This window comes from Staphylococcus hyicus, from assembly GCF_000816085.1.
In the GTDB taxonomy this organism is placed as follows: Bacteria; Bacillota; Bacilli; order Staphylococcales; family Staphylococcaceae; genus Staphylococcus; species Staphylococcus hyicus.
The window spans coordinates 1,499,513-1,524,110 of record NZ_CP008747.1 but is presented as its reverse complement, the minus strand read 5'-3'; the positions used below and the strand labels follow the sequence as shown (position 1 = coordinate 1,524,110).

Genomic DNA, 24,598 nt, shown 5'->3' with positions numbered 1-24,598 from the left:
TAATGTCTAAATACATACAAATGGAGTGAATAAACATGACAAAATTAGCAGTTGTAGGTGCAACAGGATTAGTAGGAACTAAAATTTTAGAAACAATTGAACGTAAAAACATTCATTTTGATGAATTGGTATTATTTTCTTCTAAGCGTTCAGCAGGCCAAGAAGTAACATTTAAAGGCCAAACCTACACTGTTCAAGAATTGACTGAAGCGGCAACTGATAGTCAATTTGATTATGTGTTGATGAGTGCGGGCGGTGGAACAAGTAAACGGTTTGCCCCACTTTTTGAAAAACATGGCGCAATTGTCATAGATAATTCAAGTCAGTGGCGTATGACAGAAGATATTGATTTGATTGTACCAGAAGTGAATGAACCGACTTTTCGACGTGGTATTATCGCAAATCCTAACTGTTCGACGATTCAATCTGTCGTACCTTTAAAACCTCTTCAAGACACATTTGGTTTAAAACGTGTTGCTTATACAACATACCAGGCTGTATCAGGGTCAGGGATGCAAGGTAAAAAAGATTTAGAAGATGGTGCAACAGGTGCTGCACCTAAAGCTTATCCCCACCCTATTTATAATAATGTATTACCGCATATTGATGCCTTTTTAGACAACGACTATACAAAAGAAGAACAAAAGATGATAGACGAAACGCGAAAAATCTTAAATTTACCCGATTTAAAAGTAACAGCGACTTGTGTGCGTGTACCTGTACAAGATAGTCATAGCGTTCATATGAATGTCACGCTTCAAAAACCAACAACTGTTGAAGAAATTCGTACATTATTTGATAAAGATGATCGTGTGGTTTTAGTCGATGATCCTCGAAACAATGCTTATCCATTGGCGATGAACTCAACGGGGAAAGACGATGTTTTTGTAGGACGTATTCGTCAAGATGACTCTTTAGAAAATACATTTCATATTTGGTGTACGTCTGACAACTTACTTAAAGGTGCGGCATTAAATGCAGTACAGGTGCTTGAGCAAGTATTGAAATTAAAAGGGTAATTTTTGAAGGGAGTCAGATATTATGACGTATATTTTTGAAGGCACGGGTGTTGCTTTAATCACCCCATTTTCAAACCATCAAGTTGACTATCCAGCCATTCGTAAACAAGTTAATGATTTAATAAATCAAGGTATTCAGTCGATAGTTGTAAACGGTACAACTGCTGAGAATCCAACACTCACGCAAGATGAAAAAGATAACATTTTAAAAACTGTCATTGAAGAAAATGCATCTCGCGTGCCTATTATTGTGGGCACAGGGACGAACAATACAGCATATTCAATTCAAGCCTCATTACGTGCTAAAGCACTTGGCGCAGATGCGATTATGTTGATTACACCCTATTATCTAAAAACAAGTCAACGTGGTCTTATTGCTCATTTTGAAACGATTGCTAATGCCGCTGAACTACCTGTTATTTTATATAATGTTCCAACGCGTACAAATTCCACGATTGAAGTTGAAACACTCGTGCATTTAAGTAAACATCCATATATCGTGGCATTGAAAGATGCTACAAATGATTTTGATTATTTAAATGAAATTCAACGACAAATTGACACTACTAAGTTTGCTTTATATAGCGGTAATGATGACAATATTGTTGAATATTATAATCGAGGTGGCCATGGCGTTATTTCAGTAGTAGCAAATGTTATCCCTAAAGCAATTCAAGAAGTTTATACTAATCAGGCATCAAGAGCACAGTTGTTTAAACCAATTGCACAACTGTTAGATGCAATGAGTGTTGATGTTAATCCTGTACCAATTAAATACTTAGCTGCACTCGAAGGATATGGTCAATATGAAGTACGTCTTCCTCTGGTTCCTTTAAATGACAAAGAACAAGCACAATTAAAAGCAGTTTATCATCAATTTAAAGAAGGTGTTGAAACTTGAATATCTTATTGATAGGTTACGGTGCAATGAATCAACGTGTTGCACGATTAGCAGAAGAACAAGGGCATCATATTATAGGAGTCATATTAAAAAATCAAAATCGCGATATCCCCTACCCGATATATAGTAAATTAAGTGACGTTGAATTTGCAGATGTCGCCATAGATTTTTCACATCCAGACTTATTACTACCTTTGTTGGAAGATACGTTTAAACTACCATTAGTAGTTGCAACTACAGGTGAAAAGGAACGTATTACCTCAAAATTAAAAGACGTAAGTGAACATATGCCGGTATTTTTCAGTGCTAATATGAGTTATGGTGTGCATGTGCTCACTAAACTATTAGAAGTGGCGGTACCGCTATTAAGTGATTATGATATAGAACTCACTGAGGCGCACCATAATAAAAAGGTAGATGCGCCTAGTGGTACTCTTGTTAAACTTTATGATGTAATTAAAGATTTACGCGAACAAAGTTATCCTGTATATGATCGTCATGAAAAAACAGAAAAACGAAATGCTGATGAAATCGGTGTGCATGCCATACGTGGTGGCACAATTGTAGGTGAACATGACGTGCTTTTCGCTGGCATTGATGAAACGATTACAATAACACATCGTGCGCAGTCTAAAGATATATTTGCGAATGGTGCTTTAAATGCAGCAGCAAAATTAATCAATAAAGAAAATGGGTATTATACATTTGATCATTTATAAAGGAAGTGACACCTACTATGGTACAAAACTTTACAGCTGAAGAAATTATTAACTATATTAGTGAGGCGAAAAAATCTACACCAATTAAAGTATATATTAATGGTGAATTTAGTGAAGTACAGTTTCCAGATACTTTTAATGTATTTGGCGCTGAAAATTCAAAAATCATTTTTTGTGAAGCAGATGATTGGAAGGCATTTTATGAGGAAAATCATATGTTGATAGAAGATGTAGAAATTGAGATGGATCGTAGGAATTCAGCAATTCCGTTAAAAGATTTAACAAACACAAATGCGCGAATTGAACCCGGTGCGTTTATTAGAGAACACGCAGTGATTGGTGATGGTGCTGTGGTGATGATGGGAGCCACAATTAATATTGGAGCAGTAGTCGGTGAAGGAACGATGATTGACATGAACGCGACATTAGGTGGACGCGCGATAACGGGTAAACACGTACATGTTGGTGCTGGTGCTGTCTTAGCGGGTGTGATTGAACCACCAAGTGCCGAACCAGTTGTTATTGAAGATCATGTGCTCATTGGTGCAAATGCTGTCATTTTAGAAGGTGTACGTGTCGGCAAAGGTGCAATAGTGGCTGCTGGTGCTATTGTTACGCAGGATGTTCCTGCTGGCGCAGTTGTAGCTGGTACGCCAGCTAAGGTGATTAAACAATCGCATGAAGTCAAAGATTCTAAACGTGAAATTGTAGCAGCACTACGCAATTTAAATGATTAACACTCTAAAAGTGTTACTGTAAAGTACTGTATTTTTAAACGTTTTTATAAAATGAATCACATACGTGTATTAATTTACTCCGTGGGGTGCAGCGTGTTAAGTCGACAAAGTTGTCTTACGCTTAACTGCGCCCCTCTTTATACATAAGTAGAGGTGAAAAGAAATGGACGAACTTCAATTTGTAACAATGCACCGTAGATATTTGCATCAACATCCCGAGTTGAGTTTAGAAGAATATGAAACAACAAAGTATATTGAATCATTTTTAAAAGAACTGAATATTCCCTACCAACGCCCTTTGAAAACGGGAATTATTGGTTATCTTGAAGGAAATAGTCATCACACATTAGCTTTTCGCGCAGATATTGATGCGTTACCAATTCACGAACAAAATACTGTAGATTATCGGAGTCAATATGACAATAAAATGCATGCATGTGGTCATGATGGTCATACCACAGCTCTAATGTTATTTGTAAAACGTTGTAAAGCACTATTTGATGCTGGGAAATTACCTCACAATGTAGTGTTTATCTTTCAACCAGCTGAGGAATCAGGTGGTGGCGCCAACCTTCTCATTAAATCAAACGCACTCGCACAATACCAAATCAACGCAATTTATGGCGTCCACATCATGCCCTTTATAAATGAAGGTACTATAGCCATTCGAAATGATGAGATTACAGCAAGTGCGACGGAGTATCGTTTTTATTTAGAAGGTCAATCGAGTCATGTTGCAAATAAAGAACAAGGGCGTTCTGCAGGTGAAGCATTGCATCATGTCATTACGCAATTGGCTCAAATACAACAATATCATCTCAATGGGCTTCAACGAAATATTGTACATGTTGGCCATTTTAAAGCAGGTGAAGCCATTAATACTGTTCCATCGAATGGCTATTTAGAAGGAACCATTCGCACCTACAGTATGAATGATTTAGCAGTGATAAAAAACCAAATGCAAAAAATTTCTGAAAGCGTGCATCATTTATTCAATGTAAAATGTGATGTGACATTTGCTGAGGGATATCCACCTACGATGAATGATCCAAGTTTAAAGAAATATGTTGTAGACAGTATTGAATTTAATGGCAATACAGTTATAGAAAATGAAACACCCTACTTATTTGGTGAAGATTTTAGCTTTTATGGTCAGGTAGCCCCAAGTTATTTTGTTTTTGTAGGGACTAAAAATGAATTAAAACAGTATGTAAGTGGATTACACACCCCACACTTAAATTTTGATGAACATATTTTAATCCGTGTTGCGGATTATTATCAACGATTGTTAATGAATTACAATGAGGTGTAAGAATGACAGCAATATGGCAAGTAAACACGCAACTTTTTCGTGAAAATATTCAAAATGTGAAACAACATCATAATATTATGGCTGTAGTTAAAAATAACGCATACCATTATGGCTTGGCATTTGCTGTAAAGATATTTATGAAAGAAGGTATTGATACATTTAGTACGACTTCTCTTTCTGAAGCGGTTCAAATAAGAAAACTTGCACCAACAGCAACGATATTTTTAATGAACCCATCCCAGCAATTTGATGTGTTACGAGACTATAAAATTCATGTCACCCTTCCATCTAAATCCTATTATGAGAAATATAAAAAAGAGTTGTGGGGAATACATGTACATTTGGAATATGAAAATTTGTTACATCGATCGGGTTTTAAAAATCTAGAAGAAATTCAAGAAGTACTTCAAGACCATTTTAAAAATGAAAACAATAAAATGATTGTGGCAGGATTATGGACGCACTTCGGATATGCAGATGAATTTGATGTAGATGAGTATGATATTGAAAAACACAATTGGATTACTCTCGTTGAGACACTCCTTCAAGCAGGTTTCGAATTTAAATATATACATGCTCAAAATAGTGCAAGTTACTATAGAGAATACGGCATCTTGCCACATCATACTCATGCGCGTGTAGGTATTGCACTATATGGATCGCGACCTTATTCTAAGGTTCCTCGTCATCAAATTAAGCAATCACTTAAGGTAAAAGCTCAAGTGATTCAAGTTAGAACTGTTCAAAAAGGTGAACATTGTGGATATAGCTTTGCTTATACCGTGGAGAATGATGATACGAAATTGGCAGTGATTGATATTGGATATGGTGATGGGATATTGAGAACGCGTGCACAACACGATGTACTTATTAATGGAAAACGCTACCCTATTCGTGCATTGATGATGAGTCACATGTTTGTGGAAGTCGATGATACTGTAGAGCCTGAAGATGAGGTTATCATTTACAATGATATTTTACGAATTGACGATTATACGTTTAAAGGCGTTGGTGCAAACTCTGAGCAGTTAAGCGCGCTAAATGTAAATTCTTTAAAAAAGGAGTATTTGTAATGACAATACAATACAATAATAATGGTGAACTGACTTTAGGTCATACTAATTTAAAAACGCTTGCACAGAGCTTTGGCACTCCGACCATTGTTTATGATGAAACATATATTAGAAATCAAATGAGACGCTATCATCGTGCTTTTCAAAACGTGGGTGTGGATTATGTTTTATCTTATGCGTCGAAAGCCTTTACTTGTATTCAAATGGTTAAGTTAGCTGATGAGGAAAAATTTGACTTAGATGTGGTCTCTATAGGTGAACTTTATACCGCAATTGAAGCTGGATTTGATCCTCAACGTATACATTTTCATGGGAATAACAAAACGTTAGAAGAAATCCAATACGCTTTAAAAAGTGATATAGGTTATTTTGTTGTAGATAGTCTTGATGAAATTGCGTTAATTGATAGGTGTGCGACTAAACCGGTTGATGTACTTTTACGTGTGAACCCAGGTGTAGAAGCGCACACTCATGAATTTATTCAAACAGGACAAGAAAAAAGTAAATTCGGCTTATCTATTAAACATGGATTAGCCAATAAAGGTGTTGAATTGGTGCAACAAAGTAAGCATCTTCGTCTAAAAGGCATACACTTTCATATTGGCTCACAAATTGAAGAAACTACAGGCATGAAAGAAACAGCTAAAATTGTTCTCAACTGGCTTCATAATTCTCAAATTTACATAGATATGTTAAATATTGGTGGCGGCTTTGCCGTAAAGTATGTAGATGGAGATTGTGCATTTAATATTGAAAAAGGTATTCCTGAAATTGTGGAGAATATTAAATCAACTTGTTTAGATTTAGGCTACGTACTCCCTACAATTAGTATTGAACCTGGGCGGTCAATTGTTGCTGAAGCAGGTGTTACATTATATGAAGTGGGTTCGATTAAAGAAATTCCCCAGGTGAATAAATATGTTTCAGTAGATGGAGGTATGAGTGATCATATTCGTACAGCGCTCTATGACGCAAAATATAATGTAATGCTTGTCAATCGTGAAGAAAAAACTGAAGAAACGGTTTCAATTGCAGGGAAATTATGTGAATCGGGTGATATTTTAATTCACGAAGCAAAACTACCAAAAAGTGTTCAACGTGGCGATTATCTTGCAGTATTATCTACCGGTGCTTATCATTACAGTATGGCATCAAACTATAATCAAATTCAAAAACCTGCAGTGTTTTTCGTATGTAATGGCAAAGCCAGAGAAGTCATAAAAAGACAATCTTTGCGTCAATTGATAATCAATGATATAAGGTAATAGCGCTTGGGACTGAGCCATAGATTTTCTCGTTTTAAAAGTTTCCCAAGGTCGTGCTTTTATATCTCTTATTTATAAGGTGTTTCGGTTTCGGAAAATGCTTGAGACGTTTCAACTAAAAAATCAAAATAAATGTTTCATAGTTTTTCACCTTACCCCCTCGACGTCATCACTTTACGTTGTTTATAAACATTAATAATGATAGCCACCAAAATTCATAAATACGATATGAATTTTGGTGGCTATTATAATGACAAGAGCTACTATGTCACAGTTTCATATAATGGACAGGACAAACGTAAATAAACATGGAACGTGTTCTCCGAGTTTAGGATGGGCTTTTTCATTGAAGATATCTCGTTGGTATGGAGACGGCTTTAATAAAAATAAAAAAACAGTGAAGCAGTCCTCACTGTTTTGTATTAGTCAATATTGCATCTATTTATTATAGTTTTACAACGTTTGCAGCTTGTGGACCGCGGTCGCCTTCAACTACTTCAAATTCAACTGATTGACCTTCTTCTAATGATTTGTAACCTTCTTGGTTAATTGCTGAGAAGTGTACGAATACATCGTTTTCACCTTCAACTTCGATAAAACCAAAACCTTTTTCAGCGTTAAACCATTTTACTGTACCTTGTTTCATAATCTGTGAAACCTCCAAGACTAAAATTCAATATGCGTTATTCGCATATTACAAAAAATACTATTTTAACCATATAAAGCATGAAAATATTCTTTGCAATATGGAATAATGCCATTGCTTAAAAACTATTATACGTGAACACTACACTATTTGCAATATCGAAATGAAATTTTTTAAATTAGTCAATTAAAGGTAGATTATAATAAATTTTTTCATTGTTTAATATGATAAAGCTATCAAATATTTGGAGATCTTCATCACAATGTTCACAATAATTCATATCACAATTATTATAAAATGCATACATATGGTACTTACCTACGATGCAATTATCATAAGATGCTTGTGCCTCTTTAATCAAATGTGCGTATGTATTGATAAATGAAGCGTATGTCTCAAAGTAGTAAGTTTCGATACGAAAGTCTCTCCAATCGTCAAACAGCCACCATCCCTCATAATCGGTGCGTATTTTTACAACTTCCCACATTGATTTAGCCCCCTATTCGTGCAAGTGGTAATAACTATCAAAATAAGCTTTTTTGTATGAAATTGCAAGTGTAACAATAAGGATTCCACTTTTTAATTGATGTAAGCAGTTAAACAATTTAAAAATCATATGCAGCGTAAAAATTGCTCATAATCATGCGATTTTACTATATGAACGCACGTATTATTTCTACATATATATAGATTAAACGAATTTGATATGAAATTGCACAAAAATTGCTTAATGAAATGTGACTATTAGCGAATGTTACCATGTTAGTGCACTGCTAACGTACCATTATTTTGTATAGTACAATTTTGTTGCTTTGGTTTGGCAAATTATTAGTTTTTAAGTTCGAAAATACGTATAATTAATGTAAGAGGTGGTAGTTATGAAACATAATTTCATCAGAGTATATGGACGTGTTCAAGGTGTCGGTTTTCGTTATTTCACCCAAAGATTAGCCCATAAATATGATATCGTTGGCTATGTAAAAAATGTTCAAGATTTTGTAGAAGTCGATGCACAAGGGTCTGCTAATAACTTAAAGTTATTCACAGATGCTGTTATAAACGGTGCTTCTCCTGCGTCTGATGTTACTGATTATACAGTTGAAACTAAAGAAATAGATACGACTTTAAAGGAATTTAAAGCAGTATGATGATAAATGAAGGAAGATGACTATGAAATATCAAATTTCAAGACTTTTTGGAGGACTTGTAGGCATTCCAGTAGCTATTGGTGCTTTTTTAACAAGTATTTTTACGTTAGATATTATGTTTATTTATGATATCTTAATTGGATCAGCTGGATTTATTATTGGATATATCCCTACTCAAAGATTAACATCAAGAAGTTACTTGAAGGAATTAAATTTAACGCGTAAGGACTATCGATATATTACGCATCAAATTCATACGACACAAGGTAAAATTAAACGTATTTTCAAAACATTTATCAATGTTCGTTCTATTAATGATTTTAAGCTTGTAAATGATATTTATCGTATTTCTCGAACAGTAAATGCGACTGTACGACAAAGACCAGACCTTTTCTATAATATTGAAAGTTTTTATTACACACATATAGACAATGCCTTGAATTTAATAGAAAGTTACACACGACTAGCTAAAATGCCTGTAAAGTCAACGGAAGAACGTCAAATGTTGCAACAAACACGCATCACATTAGAAGAAGTAAGAAGAAATTTAGTAGCGGACTTAAAAGAAGTGAATGCACAAGATTATAATCAATTAGACACTGAGATGAAACTTAATAAAATTTATCAAAAACGCAAAGAAATGGAGCATAAAAAATGAGAGAATATGACAATTCTAAAGTGGATCAAGGTCATCCTCTAGATCAATATTTTAATTCATTTGATAGTAATGATGTGAAACCTAAACATGCTCATATAGAAGCAATGCATGAAAAACAGCCACAATTTTCTAAGGAAGATCAAGATAAAATAAAAAGTTTATCGCAACAAATTAAACCTTTAGATCATGACAGTTTATTACATTTTGGCTCAAATGCACAATCTCACCTTTCTCAATTCTCCCATCAGATGTTAAATGAAATTCAGTCAAAAGATGTTGGACCTATTGGGGATACTTTAGAAAACTTGATGAAAAAATTAAAAGAAGTCAACCCAGAAGAATTGTCTCAAAAAGATGATGGTATTTTGAAAAAGTGGTTTAAACGTTCTAAAAATTCAATGCAACAACTCTTTTCCCGTATGCAATCTGTGAGTGCGCAAGTGGATCGCATTTCTGTTGAACTCGATAAAAACAAATCATTACTCGTTAAAGATATCAAGTTATTAGATCAACTGTATACTCAAAATAAAGATTATTATGATGTACTAAATTTATATATTGCAGCAGCCGAAGAAAAAAAACAAGAAATCGTTACCCAAGTGTTACCTGATATGCGTGCAAAAGTAAATCAAACTGAAAATCAAATGGCTGTCCAAGATGTTGCGGATATGGAGCAATTCGTAGACCGATTAGAAAAACGCATATATGATTTACAATTGTCACGTCAAATTACATTACAATCAGCGCCACAAATACGCATGATTCAAAATATTAACCAAGCACTAGCTGAAAAAATACAAAGTTCTATATTAACTAGTATTCCATTATGGAAAAATCAAATGGCTATTGCACTCACGCTACAACGTCAAAATAAAGCAGCTGTTGCTCAAAAGCAAGTGACGGATACTACGAATGAAATACTTCTAAGAAACTCAGAAATGTTAAAACAAAATGCACGTATTACGGCTGAGGAAAATGAGCGTGGTATTGTGGATATTGAAACATTGAAGACGACACAGGACAATATTATTCAAACGATTGAAGAGACACTCCAAATTCAAGCTGAAGGAAGACAGAAACGCATGCAAGCTGAAAAGGACTTGCAACAATTAGAGGCGAATTTAAGAGAGCGTCTCGGTGATGCTGAAACGCACCGCAAGCAAACTGATTTATATGAACAGTCATAATATAACGCCCTCAATCATCAATAAAATGATTGAGGGCGTTATTGTTTTATTCTTTTTCATATACGATAATGTCTGACTTTTTGATAAACGCTCCAATGATATATGCAATGATGAGTGTTACGACCATGATTGGGAACCACTCTAAAGCGAATTGATGTAATGGTAATTTGCTAATAAAGCTAAGGTTTGCCCAACCATTTGCGTGTATTACACTAAGAATAGATTCGAGTGAAATTACGGCAACGGTAATTTGTTGTGTAATGCGTCGTGTTGGAATAAAACGCGCAATTAAAATGAGTAAAACCGTTGTAATCGCGATTGGATAAATAATTGATAGCACAGGTACAGACAGTTTGATCACATCATTTAATCCTAAATTAGATAAGAATAAACTGATAAGTGTAAAGATGATTACAAAAAATTTGTAAGATATTTTTGGAAATAATTTATGGAAATATTCACTAACTGCAACAACTAAACCACAAGCAGTTGTTAAACAAGCCAATGCAACAATAATTCCAAGAAGGTATTTCCCGAATGCACCATAGCCGGTATTTGCCATGGTTACAAGCAAATATGCTCCAATGTTTTGATCATTCGCTACGAGTTTGTTCATCGTCGCCTCAGATAAAACAATATGATTGCCGATAAATCCTAATGAAATATAAATAACTGCTAATGCAAAAGCAGCAATTAAGCCAGCTAATGCTGTTTGTTTAAAAATTTGATTCGCATGTTTAACACCTGTTGCTTTAATAGCATTAATTACAATCATTGAGAAAGCAATTGCTGCGATGGCATCCATTGTTAAATAACCATCAGTAAAACCTTTAGAAAAACCAGCTAAATTAGAGGTATACACTTCAGGGTCTGCTTGGTTGTTCGGTTGACCACCAAAATCGATGAAACCTTTAACAATCATTGCAAGTATCGTAATGAGCAGTAATGGCGTTAAGATTGCACCAATACGGTCTACGATTTTGCCAGGATTTAAACATAAGTAAAGCACAATCGCAAAATAAATAATTGTGAATATTAATAAGGCGATAGGATTACTCGTGCCAATAATCGGTGTGATTGTCATTTCGAAAGACGTAGATGCTGTACGTGGAATCGCAAACAATGGACCAATTGTTAAATAAATGGCAACTAAAAATAAGATCGAAAATCCTGGGTGGATTTTATTAATAGCACCTACATAACCTTGTTTATCAAGTGCCCCTACTACTATTCCCAATAGCGGAAGACCTATACCTGTTAAAACAAAGGCTAAAATAGATGGCCAGAAATATTGGCCGCTTGAAAGGCCTAAATTTGGTGGGAAAATCAAGTTACCTGCACCAAAAAATATCGCAAATAACATAAACCCAATAACAAGTGTATTTTTGTTCATATTGCTACTCCTTCAATCAACTTTTAAAATTTATGTCTCATTCTATCACATAATATATATAGACGTCTATAAGAATTCAGAAAATTTGAAAATATTTTCGTCGTTTTTAGCTTTAATGCGTTAAAATGCTTTAAGTAATAGTTTTTTTAATAGTGGTGATAGTAAACTTGGCAAATTTTCAACACCTTCTACAAAAATTGCAAAAGCACCATATATATTATGAATGGTTTGTTCTGTAGATTCAGTTATTGCGTTTTGACTTAAGAAGACATTAAACACTTCAATACCGAGTTTACGGCTATTTTCTACGGCTTCATATGTGTCCAAAATACCATCTTGACTATAGTTAAATGCCGAAGGTTCCCCATCTGAAAAGACAATTAAAAATTTTTGTTGCTCAGCACGCGTTAGCAATCGTTCACTCGCTATACGAATCGCCACGCCATCACGGTTATCATCTTGCGGGGTTAAGGTCATTATTCTAGGTGCTTCACTATGGTAAATCGATTGATGGTATTGAATGATTTCATCGATAATGTTAGGTTGATATGTTTCATCAGCGTCAAAAGCATCTTCATTAAATGCAAGAATTTCATGACGCACATTGAGCGTTTTCAATGTTTCGTGAAATAATACAACGCCTTTAATGGTTTCATCCATTTTGTCATGCATACTAGCGGAAACATCAATTAATAATGTAAAAGTTGCATCAAAAGTTTGACTCATATCAGCTTTTTTATAGAAAACTTTATATTGATCATCTACAAACCAGTTGATTAAATTTTTTTGTAGTCGACCTTTCGTCAAATTATTACGATGGTCTTGATATTCACGATCAATGGTCTTTTTAATAATTTGTATTAAATCCCGTGTTTCATATTGTATGGATTGTTGCACTTGTGTATAAGACGCAATGTGTTCAGGTTTAATTTCTGGTGTATTCCATTTTATATCTACATATTGATTGATACCAGTTAATGCCAAGAGTGGTTGGCGACCATGTATCATACCGCCATCTTCATGGTTAATGTTGTCTTTAGTACCTTGTCCCTTTTTGGCTTCCATGTTAGTCATGTCATCGGTACTATCACCTTCTCTTGCTGTGTCACCATCATTTAAAACATCACTATTTTGCCCTTCGTGAAGTTCCATTTCTAAATATGCGCCTCCAGATGTTTCACTATCAGCGGATTTTGTTTCGAGAGATTCTGTATTTGTTTCGCTTGACTCTTTAGATTGGCCATCCGTTTGAGCTGCATCCATACGCTTTATATCATCTAGCGTTAAATGGCGAAGGGCTTCATAGACTTGACGTGGAATATGATAATATTCATTCAGCATATCTTCAGATAACCATTCATCAATTTGAAACATAATACGCTGTGTTAATAATAAGCTATCTTCACTATGTTTTAAGTTGAAAAAATCAGGCAAGTAGTGATACATATGTTGTAAGATACCGCTTAATTCATCGTGTATAATTGGAACGTCATAAAAGTTTTCAGTTAAAAAGGCTAATTCTAAATTTAAAAACAATAAATCTGAATAAATAGTTTTAGTTCGATATACCTTAATTTGTGTTTCACAATATTGTTGTCGAATGTGACGCCGTGTTCGAATCAATTTAGACGCACTAGGACGTTCATTTTCGATTAAATGAAGGATGCGCATTTCTTCAATAAGTTTAAAAAGTTGTCTGTATAATTTAGGATGCTGAAATCCTTCTTCGTTATTTAGTACCTCATTTACGATTTGTGGTGACATATTAAAATAGCTGTAAGTCGCCAATAACACATCTGTTTTTAAGCCTGTTTTTTCAATATGTTCGGGGCGATGCGCCCAAAATGAACTACAAATCACATTGTTTTCAATCGCATCATAATATGGGAATTTATGAATTTTAACTTGTGTGTCCGGATTTTTTAACAATAAACGGGATAAATCTTGTAACATCATCACTTTCATAGCGTCTAACTGTTCATCGTTAAATAGTATAAAACGATCACTCATTATGTCACCTTCTAAAAGTTTAGTTCTACAGCATTTTGAACAGCTTGTTGTTCTCTTTCATCTTCTAACTTATCTATAATAGTCCGTTGAATCGCACGCTCGATTGGAATCGCTGTTGCTAAATCGCTCAAATCTATGAGTGCACGAATACTGGCTGCCTCTTCAGATAGTTGTCCTTGTTTCGTCATCGTACGTAAATCTTCGTTGAATTTTATAATTTGATAAATTAATTTTGAGTCTTGCAATAAGCTTTGCGCTTTTATAACATCGTGTAACGTTGCACCATCAATATAGTCTACGTTTATAACTACGAAGCGATTTTTTAATGCTTCATTCATAGGTAAAGTGCCGACATATCCTTCATTAATAGCAGCAATTACTTTAAAGCCTTCAGCTGCTTTAATGACTTCACCAGTAAAAGGATTTGTTAGTTGGCGTCTGTAGTCTAATACACCATTTAATATAGGTAGCGTTTCAGGTTTGGCCATGTTAATTTCATCAATATATAAAATGTGGCCCTGTTTCATCGCTTGGATCACTGGTCCATCGATAAAAATAATTTCTTGCTGTCCATTTTCGTTCGTCTTAATCGTTTTGAAACCTAATAAACTTTCAGTATCAAGATCAACAGAACAGTTTACTTGATGCATAGGTATATTAAGTGTTTGGCTCAATGTTTCTGCAAGCTTTGTTTTACCTGATCCTGTAGGACCTTTTAATAAAATATTTTTATTCAATTGGAATAGCTTTACTGCATCTCCAAATACATTTTCATCAGCATTAATATATCGTTTCATTTGTTGTGTCACTTCATTCACCCTTCTTAACAAGAAAAAAGACGTGAGTACTAATGTACCCCCGTTTTTTTCGACATTTTTAAATTTTAAAGTTCTTCAAAATACGTTTTATAGTAGCCACCTACTAGTCCTGAATTATCAATAATTTGATAATATTCTTCAGTTTCATTAACGACATTATATACTTGGCCTACCGTTAACATATGACTGACTTTAAATTTTTTGGCATCCACATGGACGACCTTCACTTGTTTAATTGGCGTGTTTTCTTTCCACGTTTCATGTAACATATAATCACCTTTTAAGATTCATCTAGAGTTAATATAAACGACATGCCGCTCACATCATTGATACGAATTGCACGTGTATTATCTTGCTCATTTTTAAGTTGTTGATAAGGAAGTTCGTTTAAGTCAAGTTGCTTTATCGCAGTGTTAAAATGGTGTTCGTCGCGAGCAGTAAATTCAAGTTGTTCTATAATACCAACCTCAGGAAATTGCACAGGTGTTGAAGGTGTATATAAATGTACCTCTGTACCTAATCCCCCATTATCTTGATGTAAAACAATGACTTTATTCTCCTCATGGTCCTTTGTGTATTCACCCAGTGGTGTGAAATCAAATATTTGAGTGAGCAGTGAATATGTAACCATGATTTCATTTGTTTTTAAGACAATAGGACCTAATCCTTGAATTTGATGAAGTGGATTAACATTACTCTCATCGTAAGGCATACCCAAACCGATACCAGTATTATGTTCATTTGAGAATATTGAAAAGTTTTGTTGCGTAGTGTCTTTAAATTCAAAATATGCATGACCATTAAGCAAACGCGGGTCAGAATAGTGAATTTCGGCGTTTTCTAAAATGTGCGTATAATGTTCTAACCCTTCATTTGAAGGTGTTCTTAAGCCAACCGTCTCAAAATGACGATATGGACTTTGTAAACCATTTGGTACTTCTACGAATTGAATACGTGTGCCGGGTGAGAGTTCACCGTCGCCAAATTGAACAGACCCTTTATATTTTTTATAATTAAGTCCTAGCGTTTTATGAAATAATTGTATTGTTTGACTTATATCATTTGTAGCTAACGTAACACTTCGAATACCACTCATGAGACAACCTCCACCTTAATCAACACTTCATATATGCATTAGTGTACCATAAAGCACTAATTTTGTAGAGATGACAGATTAAAACTTAATAAATAAGATTAATCAATTTATTACATTAAATGTTAATTTCTTGCCATTCTACAGTGATGTAAGCGCCTTTTAACTGTTGATACTACAAAAGTGAAAGCGTATCATAATTATGGTATGCGTAAATATGAAGAATCCCCACCTAGCACACGTGTAGGTGGGGAAAGTTAACGCGTTACTTTTAAGATTCTAAAAGTAAATCTTCAGGATTTTCAATTAAATCTTTAATCGTTTTTAAGAACCCTACTGCTTCTTTACCATCAATAATGCGATGATCATAACTTAAAGCTAAATACATCATAGGGCGATTTTCAATTTTATCGCCATCGACTGCAATTGGACGCGTAATAATGGAATGCATGCCTAAGATTGCTGCTTGGTTTCCATTTATAATTGGTGTAGACATCATTGAACCAAAAATTCCACCATTTGTAATCGTAAATGATCCGTTCATCATATCGTCGAGAGAAAGTTTATTATCGCGCGCTTTGGCAGCTAAGTTCGCGATTTCTTCTTCAATTTCAGCAAAATTCTTTTTATCACAGTCACGAACATTCGGTACGAGTAAACCACCTGGCGTTGATACAGCGACACCAATATCATAAAACTGTTTCGTTACCATGTAGTCACCATCAATTTCTGCATTCACCTCAGGATACTTCTTCAATGCAGCGACTGCAGCTTTAGTGAAAAATGACATGAAACCTAATTTTGTGCCATTATGGTCTTCCATAAACTTTTCTTTTTTGCGTTTACGTAGGTTCATTACATTCGTCATGTCTACTTCATTAAATGTCGTTAACATGGCAGTTTGATTACTAACTTCGAGTAATTTTTTAGCTGCTGTTTGTTTTCTGCGTGTCATTTTTTCTCTAATGACCGGTTTTGAAGGTGTTGATGGTCTTTGCGGTTTCGATTCAGTTTTAGATGTTTTATCGCTATTAGTTGAAGCTTGTTCTTGAGAACCGCGTTCTACATCTTCTTTACGAACGATACGATTCACTTCATTTAAGCTAATACCTTTTTCACGTGCAGCACGACGCGCTGATGGTGTTGCATTGATGCGTTCTTTTGAAATTGATTCTTGTTTTTCAGTTTGTGATGATTTCTCTGACGCTTGTTTCGTTGTCTCGTGATGTACTTCTGAAGATTTTTCTTCAGATGACGATGGTTTTGTAGTTTGACTGCCACCTTCACCAACGATTGCAATAGCTTGACCAACTTCAACTGTGTCACCTTCATTGGCTAACAATTCTTGAAGTGTACCTGCTTCTTCAGAAACAACTTCTACATTGACTTTATCTGTTTCTAATTCGAGAATGGCTTCACCTTTTTCAACTGTGTCACCAACTTGTTTTAACCATTCTGCAATGGTACCTTCTGTAATAGATTCAGCTAATTCTGGAACTTTTACCTCTGCCATTTTCAAATGCCCCCTAGATATTTAAACTTTTTTCAATAATGATATTTTGAACGAGTTTGTGTATTTCTCCATCACCTTCAGATGGTGCTGCACGATGTTTACGACCTTCGTATTGAAGGGCAATATCTTTATCAAGAATGCGTGAAAGAATCGGATAAACATAATGCCAAGCCCCTTGGTTTTGCGGTTCTTCTTGAACCCATGTCATGGTTGTGATGCCATGAAGTGAATTTAAGATTTGCATCACTTCCTCTTCTGGGAAAGGATAAAGGCGCTCAATTGCGACTAATAAAATTTCTGGGTTAGGTTCTTTTTGAAGACGCTCTTTAAGGTCTATAAACACCTTACCTGTTGCTAAAATGACTTTTTTCACTTTAGAGGCATCATAATCTTCTACTAAGATTGGTTCAAACCCACCTTGAGTAAACTCTGATATCGGCTTCGCTACAGTTTTATTTCGTAATAAGCCTTTAGGTGACATAATCACCAATGGTCTCATTGCATCAGTATTTAAGCTTGCTGCTTGTGCGCGCAATAAGTGGAAGTAATTACTAGAGCTTGATAAGTTACATACTGTCATATTATTTTCAGCAGCAAGTTGTAAGAAACGTTCTAATCGTGCTGATGAATGTTCAGGACCTTGCCCCTCAAATGCATGTGGTAAAAAGAAAGTAAGACCAGAGCGCTCACCCCATTTTGCATTTCCTGAGAAGATAAAGTTATCAAAATACATTTGGGCCATGTTAGAGAAATCACCAAATTGGGCTTCCCAAATGTTAAATGATGAAGGATTTTCCACATTGTATCCATATTCAAACCCAACTACAGCTGCTTCAGATAAAGGTGAATTGTGGATGTCGAATGTCGCTTTTTGATTCGGTACATGTTGAAGAGGAACGAATACATTACCATTTTCTTGATCATGTAATACAGCGTGTCGATGACTAAATGTACCACGTTCGCTATCTTGTCCAGTCATACGTATCGGTGTACCTTCTTGCATAACTGTAGCAAAAGCAAGTTGTTCAGCGTGTGCCCAATCTACAAGACCTTCTTCATTATCAAATGCGTTACGACGTTGTTCTAGTATACGATTTAACTTTTTAAATACGTTAAATCCTTCTGGGTAAGTCAACATTGCATCATTGATTTCTTTTAAGCGTTCAAATGAAAGTGCACTCTCATTACTTTCTAAAGGTTTAGAGATGCCTTCTGGAATATTCATATCTGTATTATTATTTTTATCGTTTTTATCTATCGCATCATGTGCCTCACGCATTTCTTTTTGAACATTAGAAATGACTGTATTCATTTCATCTTTTGTTATAATGCCTTCGTCTATAAGTTTATGACCATATATTACATCGACAGTATCATGCTTTCTAATGTGTTTATAAGGCAATGGATTGGTAAGTGAAGGTTCATCCATTTCGTTATGGCCATAGCGACGGTAACCGACTAAGTCGATAACCACGTCTTTATTAAACGTTTTTCGGAATTCCATTGCGATGTCGATTGCCTCTATTGTAGCTTCAACATCATCCGCATTCACATGCATAATCGGAACATCGTAACCTTTAGCAACATCTGTAGCGTATGTGGTAGAACGGCCATCAATTGGATCAGTTGTGAAGCCGATACGGTTATTTGTAATGATGTGTAGCGTGCCACCTGTCGTATAACCTTCCAAACTTCCAAGGTTCATTGTTTCAAAGTTAACGCCTTGCCCTGGATAAGCAGCGTCACCATGTATAATAATTGGCATACCTTTATTAAAGTCTGTTTCGATATGGCCTGATTGGTTTGCGTTATCTTGGGATGCACGCGTTCGGCCAGTCACAACAGGCGCTACGACTTCTAAATGACTCGGATTATTAGCTAAAACGATGCGTTGTTTTTGCCCGTGGTCATGTATCGTTTTAACACCGCCTAGGTGATATTTCACATCACTTGTCCAACCTGAAGTTAAATTTAAGCTACCATCTTCTGGTAAAAATTTCATTGCATCTGTATGCATAAATTCAGAAAGCATCATACTATATGGCTTTTTAAGAATATGTGTTAATACATTTAAACGACCTCGATGTGCCATCCCAATTTGAATGTTCGAGATGTTTTCTTCAGATGCACGTTTAATCGTGCGTGATAACATTGGCACCAATGCATCTACACCTTCAATAGAAAAGCGTTTTGCACCGACGAAATTCTTATGCAAATATTTTTCAAAACCTTCAACATGAGCAAGTTGGTTAAATAATGCTTTTTTCTCTTCAGTGTTGAGATTTGCTTTGTATGGAGTTTCTATACGACGTTTTAACCAAACACGTTCTCTATTGTTATTAATATGTGTATATTCGAACGCAATAGGTCCTTTGTATCGTTGCTCCATTCTTAAAATTGCCTCATAGGCATTATCATAAATATCTTTAAAATGTTCTGATACGATGTCGGCAGATATACCTTCGAGCGTTTGTTTATCTAAATCAAAATCTTCAATCGTTAATTTAGGTAAATGTTTACGTTCAGGCTTATTTACAGGATAAATATCTGCTTGTAAATGCCCATATTGCCTGATGTTATCAATCAACCTCATAACACGTTTAATCGTGCTATCTCCTGAGCTTGTTTGATTTGACTTCTGTGATACTGTTGCATCGCCATCTTTGATTGTGCTAAAGAGCACTTGTAAATCTTCAGTGACTGAACTTGGATCTTCTAAAAACTGATCATAGAGTTCTAACATTAATCCTAGATTCGCTCCGAAGTTTACAGGTGCCTCAGTCACCTGTTTATCGTTCTTCATAATCCACCCTCCACTGTATAAATAAAAACGCTTACAGGACAATCATAGCATTAATTTGTGAACATTTAAAGGCAAAAAAACCGTGCAATTTCTAGTTTTGACCAGCATCAAAATGGATTGTAAAAGTTGTAAATTTACCCACGTCACTTTTTACTGAAATACGGCCATGATATTGCTTTACAAGTTTTTCTGCAATCGATAAACCTAATCCATTCCCACCTTGATGACGTGATCTAGACTTATCAACGCGATAGAATCGGTCAAAGATGTAATTAATATCCTCTTTTGGGATCCCAGTCCCGTGATCAGTAATGTCAATTAAAACCTGGTTGTTTATAAAACGTGTGGAAATGTCAATTTTTTTATTAATCGTGTCGTACTTAATTGCATTATCAAAAAAGATCAACAATATTTGTTCGAAGTGAAACGCGTTAATATTTAAATAGATGAAATCTTGGTTTGTATTAAAAGTAAAAGTGTAAGCATCATGTATTTTACGAATCGCACGTATGCGTGTTTTGATTTCTTCATTAATGTCCACTTTTTCAATTTGATGGTCTGCTTGTCGCATATCATTTTTAGTAAGTAACAGTAATTCTTCAACTAATTTTGAAATACGATTCATTTCTTCTATTGAAATCGACAATGATTCTTCTAAAATATCAGGGTCTTTTTTGCCCCAACGTTTAATTAAACTTAAATGTCCTTGAATAATTTGAAGTGGTGTTCTCAACTCGTGAGATGCATCTTCTACAAATTGACGCTGTTGGTTAAATGAGTCTTCAAGTTTTAACATCATACTGTTGAACGTATCAATAAGGGCGTCAGTTTCTTCATAATTCGTAGGCACAGCTAATTTCTCTTGAAACCCATCACGTCGAATTTGAGTCATTCTTTCTGTTATGATATTAATGGGTTTGGTAATTTGGGATGAGAAAATATAACTAATAATGGCTGTGACGAAAAGTGCAATCAAACCAAAAATTAAGGCCAAATAAGCGATAAATGTTAATAAATCATCATAAACTTCTAGTGAATGAATGACAGTTACATATCCTTTAAAATAAGGTGTATCAACAGGGGTGCTAATGATGATAAATGACCCTTCATTATTTTTAATAATATTAATATGACGAGAGTCAAAAGCATGGAATTCAGGTGTGAATTTTATAGTAGATGTGCTAGAATTTTCAAAAATTTTGCGATGATAGTGGTCATGCAGCACAACTTTTTGATAACTGTTTGTTACTGCATTAAATTCCACTGTTGTAATCCTTTGTATAGGCTTAGTTTCTAATAAATTATAAATGTCATCTACACTGCGCTCTGCTTTTTCAAGTTCATTTTGTTTTAATAAACTACTAATTGCATAGATAATAAGTAAGCAAAAAATAAAAATAATTAAAAAAGTAATGATTGTTGTTACAAGCGTCCATTTTGTTTTAAGCGTTGATTGTTTCATTTTCTTATCACGTATCCTACGCCTCTAACTGTTTCGATTAATTTTTGTTTGCCAATCGGTTTTAGTTTATTTCTTAAATAACGAATATATACATCAACTACGTTTGTTTCTACAGCAGACTCATAACCCCATACATGATCTAAAATTTGTTCACGATGTAAAACGTGATTTCTGTTTTCAGCTAAAACGAGCAATAAATCAAATTCTGTTTTTGTAAGTTCTATATTTTGTGTATCATATGAAACACTAAATCCATGTTTATCAATGATTAAACCATCAATATTAATGATGTCAGGATTAGTTTGATTATCTTCTGAATAGCGTCTCACTAATACACGCATTCGAGCTAGCAATTCCTCGATTTCAAATGGTTTTACAATGTAATCATCTGCTCCGATATCTAAACCAGTTACTTTATCATATATCTCGCCTTTCGCTGTAATCATGATGACAGGAGTATCTTTTTGAGTACGAATTCGTTTACATACTTCGAGCCCATCCATCTCAGGGAGCATTAAATCTAATAAAATAACATCGTAATTTTGTTGTAATGCTTTATTTAGCCCAGATAAACCATCATACGTGATGTCAACCTCATAATTTTCATGTTTTAATTCCAATTCTATAAAACGTGCTAAGTTTTGTTCGTCTTCTATTATAAGTACCTTTTTCATTATGCCACCTCACATCTATCATATTTCAAAACGAGCCCAGATAAAAGTTTTTTAAGAAAAATACGAGATTTTAATTGACAATCATTCTCAATAAGGTATAATGTAATTGAAAATGATTCTCAATCGTAACGACCCCCCACTACAATTCGTTCTTTTTGATTGAGGCATTTTCAAGTACTATCCCCTTTTATATGCCCGTATAAAAAAATAGTCGTTTTGATTAAACGTTAAATTTAAGCTGCTACACTTATGTGTAGTAGCTCCTTTTTGTATCAAAAAAGTTAACTTCTAAAAGATTTTCGGTTGAGTATAATATTCGTTATCATGTAGTTCAAGCTAATTCAACCATTATATTTATGTATATATATAGCCTTCAAAAGTTCATCGTAAAATGATTTTTGAAGGCTATATCGAGATTGGAATATATTTATTATATTAAATGACATTAAAGCTTACATGTAATGCTATATCTTCAGTGGCTTACGTAGGATGATTTGTGTTAATACGATACAGAATAATCCACCGATGATACCAGCAATAATATCTGTTGGATAGTGCACGCCTAAATACACGCGAGATGTAGAAATGAGTAAAATCATAAGTGCGCATAAAGACATGATCACCATTTTAGATTTACCCTTTAAAATTCTACGGCAAATATATATTAAACTTCCAAAAAAGGCGGTTGAACCCATTGCATGTCCACTTGGAAAGCTAAAACCTGTGATGTCGATGAGTCTTAAAATGGTTGGTCTTTCTCTATCAAAAATATTTTTTAAGATTGGGTTCGTTGCCCCAGAAATAATCATTGTCAAGGCGAAAAATAATGCCTCAATTTTGTATTTATAAAACATTAATAATGCAATCATTAATAAAGATAAACACATCATTGCCCATACTTCTCCAATTTGAGTCGCCCCAAAGAAAATTGAAGTAGAAATAAAACTTTCAGATGAATAGATAAATTCATAAACTTCATTATCAATCCATTTGCCAAGTCTCGACTCATGGAACATTGCAATCACTGCAAATATGAGTGTAAAAACAATAAGTAGCGAAATTCTTTTCCAATGATTCACGTTATCCCCCCTTTATTTTGATGTTGCATCATCTATAATTTTATGAAGTAAAGCATCTTTCGTTAAACTTTCAGTAAAAGCACTCATATTTTGTATAATTTGTTGGCGCGTATTTTCTATTTTAGAAAGTTCAGGGTATAGTGTTTCAATTGAAAGTTCTGATTCGTCTAACATCGTAGCATAACCTTGCTTTTCAAAATATTTAGCATTATCAATTTGATCGCCACGAGATTGATCAAGGCCTAAAGGTATTAAAAGCATCGGTATTTTTAAAGTTAAAAATTCATAGATGGCATTAGAACCGGCTCTAGATATAACTGTATCAGTAATGGCCAAAACATCAGTGAGGTCATCTTTCAAAAACTCATATTGAATATACCCTTCTTGATTTATCGTATCATCTTTTAAATTTTTGCCAGTTAAATGTACAATCTGATATGTTTTAAGCAAGGCTTTTAATTGTCGACGAATCGCTTCGTTTATTTTTAAACTTCCCATGCTTCCTCCCATAACAAGGAGTACTTTTTTCTTATCACTGAATCCCGTAAGCGCATAGCCACGTTTGGCATTACCATGTTTTAAATCTTCGCGTATCGTCGCGCCTACAAAATCGGCTTTATCTTTCGGGACATATTTTAATGTTTCTTCAAAAGTAACATATAATTTTTTTGCAAACCTCATACTGATTTTATTCGCGAGCCCAGGTGTTAAATCTGACTCATGTATGATGGTAGGGATATTAAGACTTTTAGCAGCCAAAACAACTGGAACAGAGACAAATCCCCCTTTAGAAAATAAAATATCTGGTTTTTCTTTCTTTAAAATACGACGTGCATCGCCAATTCCTTTTATCACTTTAAATATATCCTTAGCATTTTCTAAAGATATATACCGTCTCAATTTACCACTTGAAATCGCGAAATAAGGTGTTGATGGCAATTGAGAGGTGATCATTTCACGTTCAATACCATGATGTGAACCAATATAAATTGTCTCGTGTCCATATTGTTCAGCGGTCGGAATTAGACTTAAATTAACTGAGACATGACCGACCGTACCGCCACCAGTAAATGCAATTTTAACCATAT

Annotated in this window: 23 protein-coding genes; 10 read left to right on the top strand and 13 right to left on the bottom strand. The window is 34.6% G+C overall.

What is annotated here, in order from left to right:
* Positions 1–35: 35 nt before the first annotated feature.
* From SHYC_RS07300 to lysA, 7 genes are all read left to right on the top strand, one after another.
* Positions 36–1,019 (top strand): aspartate-semialdehyde dehydrogenase, encoded by a 984-nt coding sequence (locus SHYC_RS07300; protein ID WP_039645830.1) that lies wholly within the window; start codon positions 36–38, stop codon positions 1,017–1,019.
* 22 nt (positions 1,020–1,041) lie between these two features.
* On the top strand, positions 1,042–1,920 hold the full coding sequence (dapA, locus tag SHYC_RS07295; protein ID WP_039645828.1) for a 4-hydroxy-tetrahydrodipicolinate synthase: 879 nt from the start codon (positions 1,042–1,044) through the stop codon (positions 1,918–1,920).
* Positions 1,917–2,639: a 4-hydroxy-tetrahydrodipicolinate reductase gene (gene dapB / locus SHYC_RS07290; protein WP_039645826.1), complete on the top strand. Its 723-nt coding sequence runs from the start codon at positions 1,917–1,919 to the stop codon at positions 2,637–2,639. Before dapA ends, dapB begins: the two co-directional genes overlap by 4 nt.
* A 17-nt stretch (positions 2,640–2,656) precedes the next feature.
* Positions 2,657–3,376, top strand: coding sequence for a 2,3,4,5-tetrahydropyridine-2,6-dicarboxylate N-acetyltransferase (gene dapD / locus SHYC_RS07285; protein WP_039645825.1), 720 nt, complete (start codon positions 2,657–2,659; stop codon positions 3,374–3,376).
* Positions 3,377–3,539: 163 nt separating this feature from the next.
* On the top strand, positions 3,540–4,688 hold the full coding sequence (locus SHYC_RS07280) for a M20 metallopeptidase family protein (protein ID WP_039645822.1): 1,149 nt from the start codon (positions 3,540–3,542) through the stop codon (positions 4,686–4,688).
* 2 nt (positions 4,689–4,690) lie between these two features.
* Positions 4,691–5,761: an alanine racemase gene (gene alr / locus SHYC_RS07275; protein ID WP_039645820.1), complete on the top strand. Its 1,071-nt coding sequence runs from the start codon at positions 4,691–4,693 to the stop codon at positions 5,759–5,761.
* On the top strand, positions 5,761–7,026 hold the full coding sequence (gene lysA / locus SHYC_RS07270; RefSeq protein ID WP_039645818.1) for a diaminopimelate decarboxylase: 1,266 nt from the start codon (positions 5,761–5,763) through the stop codon (positions 7,024–7,026). The genes alr and lysA overlap by 1 nt, the downstream gene beginning before the upstream one ends.
* Before the next feature lie 445 nt (positions 7,027–7,471).
* Here the strand turns inward: lysA and cspA are convergent, their stop codons facing one another.
* Positions 7,472–7,672, bottom strand: a complete 201-nt coding sequence (gene cspA, locus SHYC_RS07260; protein WP_001831260.1) for a cold shock protein CspA — start codon at positions 7,670–7,672, stop codon at positions 7,472–7,474.
* A 178-nt stretch (positions 7,673–7,850) separates the two neighbouring features.
* Positions 7,851–8,159 (bottom strand): DUF1033 family protein, encoded by a 309-nt coding sequence (locus SHYC_RS07255; protein WP_039645810.1) that lies wholly within the window; start codon positions 8,157–8,159, stop codon positions 7,851–7,853.
* Positions 8,160–8,550: 391 nt separating this feature from the next.
* On the opposite strand from SHYC_RS07255, the gene SHYC_RS07250 reads away from it, so the two are divergent.
* The 3 genes from SHYC_RS07250 to SHYC_RS07240 are packed head-to-tail and all read left to right on the top strand — an operon-like array spanning position 8,551 to position 10,665.
* Positions 8,551–8,820, top strand: coding sequence for an acylphosphatase (locus SHYC_RS07250; RefSeq protein ID WP_039645808.1), 270 nt, complete (start codon positions 8,551–8,553; stop codon positions 8,818–8,820).
* Between the two features lie 22 nt (positions 8,821–8,842).
* Complete coding sequence (locus SHYC_RS07245) at positions 8,843–9,478, top strand: 5-bromo-4-chloroindolyl phosphate hydrolysis family protein (protein WP_039645806.1); 636 nt, start codon at positions 8,843–8,845, stop codon at positions 9,476–9,478.
* Positions 9,475–10,665: a toxic anion resistance protein gene (locus SHYC_RS07240; protein WP_039645804.1), complete on the top strand. Its 1,191-nt coding sequence runs from the start codon at positions 9,475–9,477 to the stop codon at positions 10,663–10,665. Before SHYC_RS07245 ends, SHYC_RS07240 begins: the two co-directional genes overlap by 4 nt.
* A gap of 46 nt (positions 10,666–10,711) precedes the next feature.
* Here the strand turns inward: SHYC_RS07240 and brnQ3 are convergent, their stop codons facing one another.
* The 11 genes from brnQ3 to SHYC_RS07185 form a co-directional block, all read right to left on the bottom strand.
* The gene (gene brnQ3 / locus SHYC_RS07235; protein WP_039645802.1) at positions 10,712–12,058 is read right to left on the bottom strand and encodes a branched-chain amino acid-like transporter carrier protein BrnQ3; all 1,347 of its coding nucleotides are present in this window, start codon (positions 12,056–12,058) and stop codon (positions 10,712–10,714) included.
* Between the two features lie 120 nt (positions 12,059–12,178).
* The gene (locus SHYC_RS07230) at positions 12,179–14,068 is read right to left on the bottom strand and encodes a vWA domain-containing protein (protein ID WP_039645800.1); all 1,890 of its coding nucleotides are present in this window, start codon (positions 14,066–14,068) and stop codon (positions 12,179–12,181) included.
* 11 nt (positions 14,069–14,079) lie between these two features.
* Positions 14,080–14,865, bottom strand: a complete 786-nt coding sequence (locus SHYC_RS07225) for an ATP-binding protein (protein ID WP_039647641.1) — start codon at positions 14,863–14,865, stop codon at positions 14,080–14,082.
* 86 nt (positions 14,866–14,951) lie between these two features.
* A complete protein-coding gene (locus tag SHYC_RS07220; RefSeq protein WP_039645798.1) occupies positions 14,952–15,155 on the bottom strand; it encodes a DUF6501 family protein in 204 nt (67 codons plus the stop codon).
* A gap of 11 nt (positions 15,156–15,166) precedes the next feature.
* A complete protein-coding gene (locus SHYC_RS07215; RefSeq protein WP_039645796.1) occupies positions 15,167–15,982 on the bottom strand; it encodes a VOC family protein in 816 nt (271 codons plus the stop codon).
* Between the two features lie 268 nt (positions 15,983–16,250).
* Positions 16,251–17,492, bottom strand: a complete 1,242-nt coding sequence (gene sucB / locus SHYC_RS07210) for a dihydrolipoyllysine-residue succinyltransferase (protein WP_039645794.1) — start codon at positions 17,490–17,492, stop codon at positions 16,251–16,253.
* Between the two features lie 13 nt (positions 17,493–17,505).
* On the bottom strand, positions 17,506–20,295 hold the full coding sequence (locus tag SHYC_RS07205) for a 2-oxoglutarate dehydrogenase E1 component (RefSeq protein ID WP_039645792.1): 2,790 nt from the start codon (positions 20,293–20,295) through the stop codon (positions 17,506–17,508).
* Positions 20,296–20,386: 91 nt separating this feature from the next.
* Positions 20,387–21,757 (bottom strand): HAMP domain-containing sensor histidine kinase, encoded by a 1,371-nt coding sequence (locus SHYC_RS07200; protein WP_039645790.1) that lies wholly within the window; start codon positions 21,755–21,757, stop codon positions 20,387–20,389.
* On the bottom strand, positions 21,754–22,431 hold the full coding sequence (locus SHYC_RS07195; protein ID WP_039645788.1) for a response regulator transcription factor: 678 nt from the start codon (positions 22,429–22,431) through the stop codon (positions 21,754–21,756). Before SHYC_RS07195 ends, SHYC_RS07200 begins: the two co-directional genes overlap by 4 nt.
* A gap of 464 nt (positions 22,432–22,895) precedes the next feature.
* Positions 22,896–23,510 carry a phosphatase PAP2 family protein gene (locus tag SHYC_RS07190; RefSeq protein WP_039645786.1) on the bottom strand — a complete coding sequence of 205 codons (615 nt, stop codon included), beginning with the start codon at positions 23,508–23,510 and terminating at the stop codon, positions 22,896–22,898.
* A 12-nt stretch (positions 23,511–23,522) separates the two neighbouring features.
* A complete protein-coding gene (locus tag SHYC_RS07185) occupies positions 23,523–24,596 on the bottom strand; it encodes an undecaprenyldiphospho-muramoylpentapeptide beta-N-acetylglucosaminyltransferase (protein ID WP_039645784.1) in 1,074 nt (357 codons plus the stop codon).
* Between the last annotated feature and the right edge of the window lie 2 nt (positions 24,597–24,598).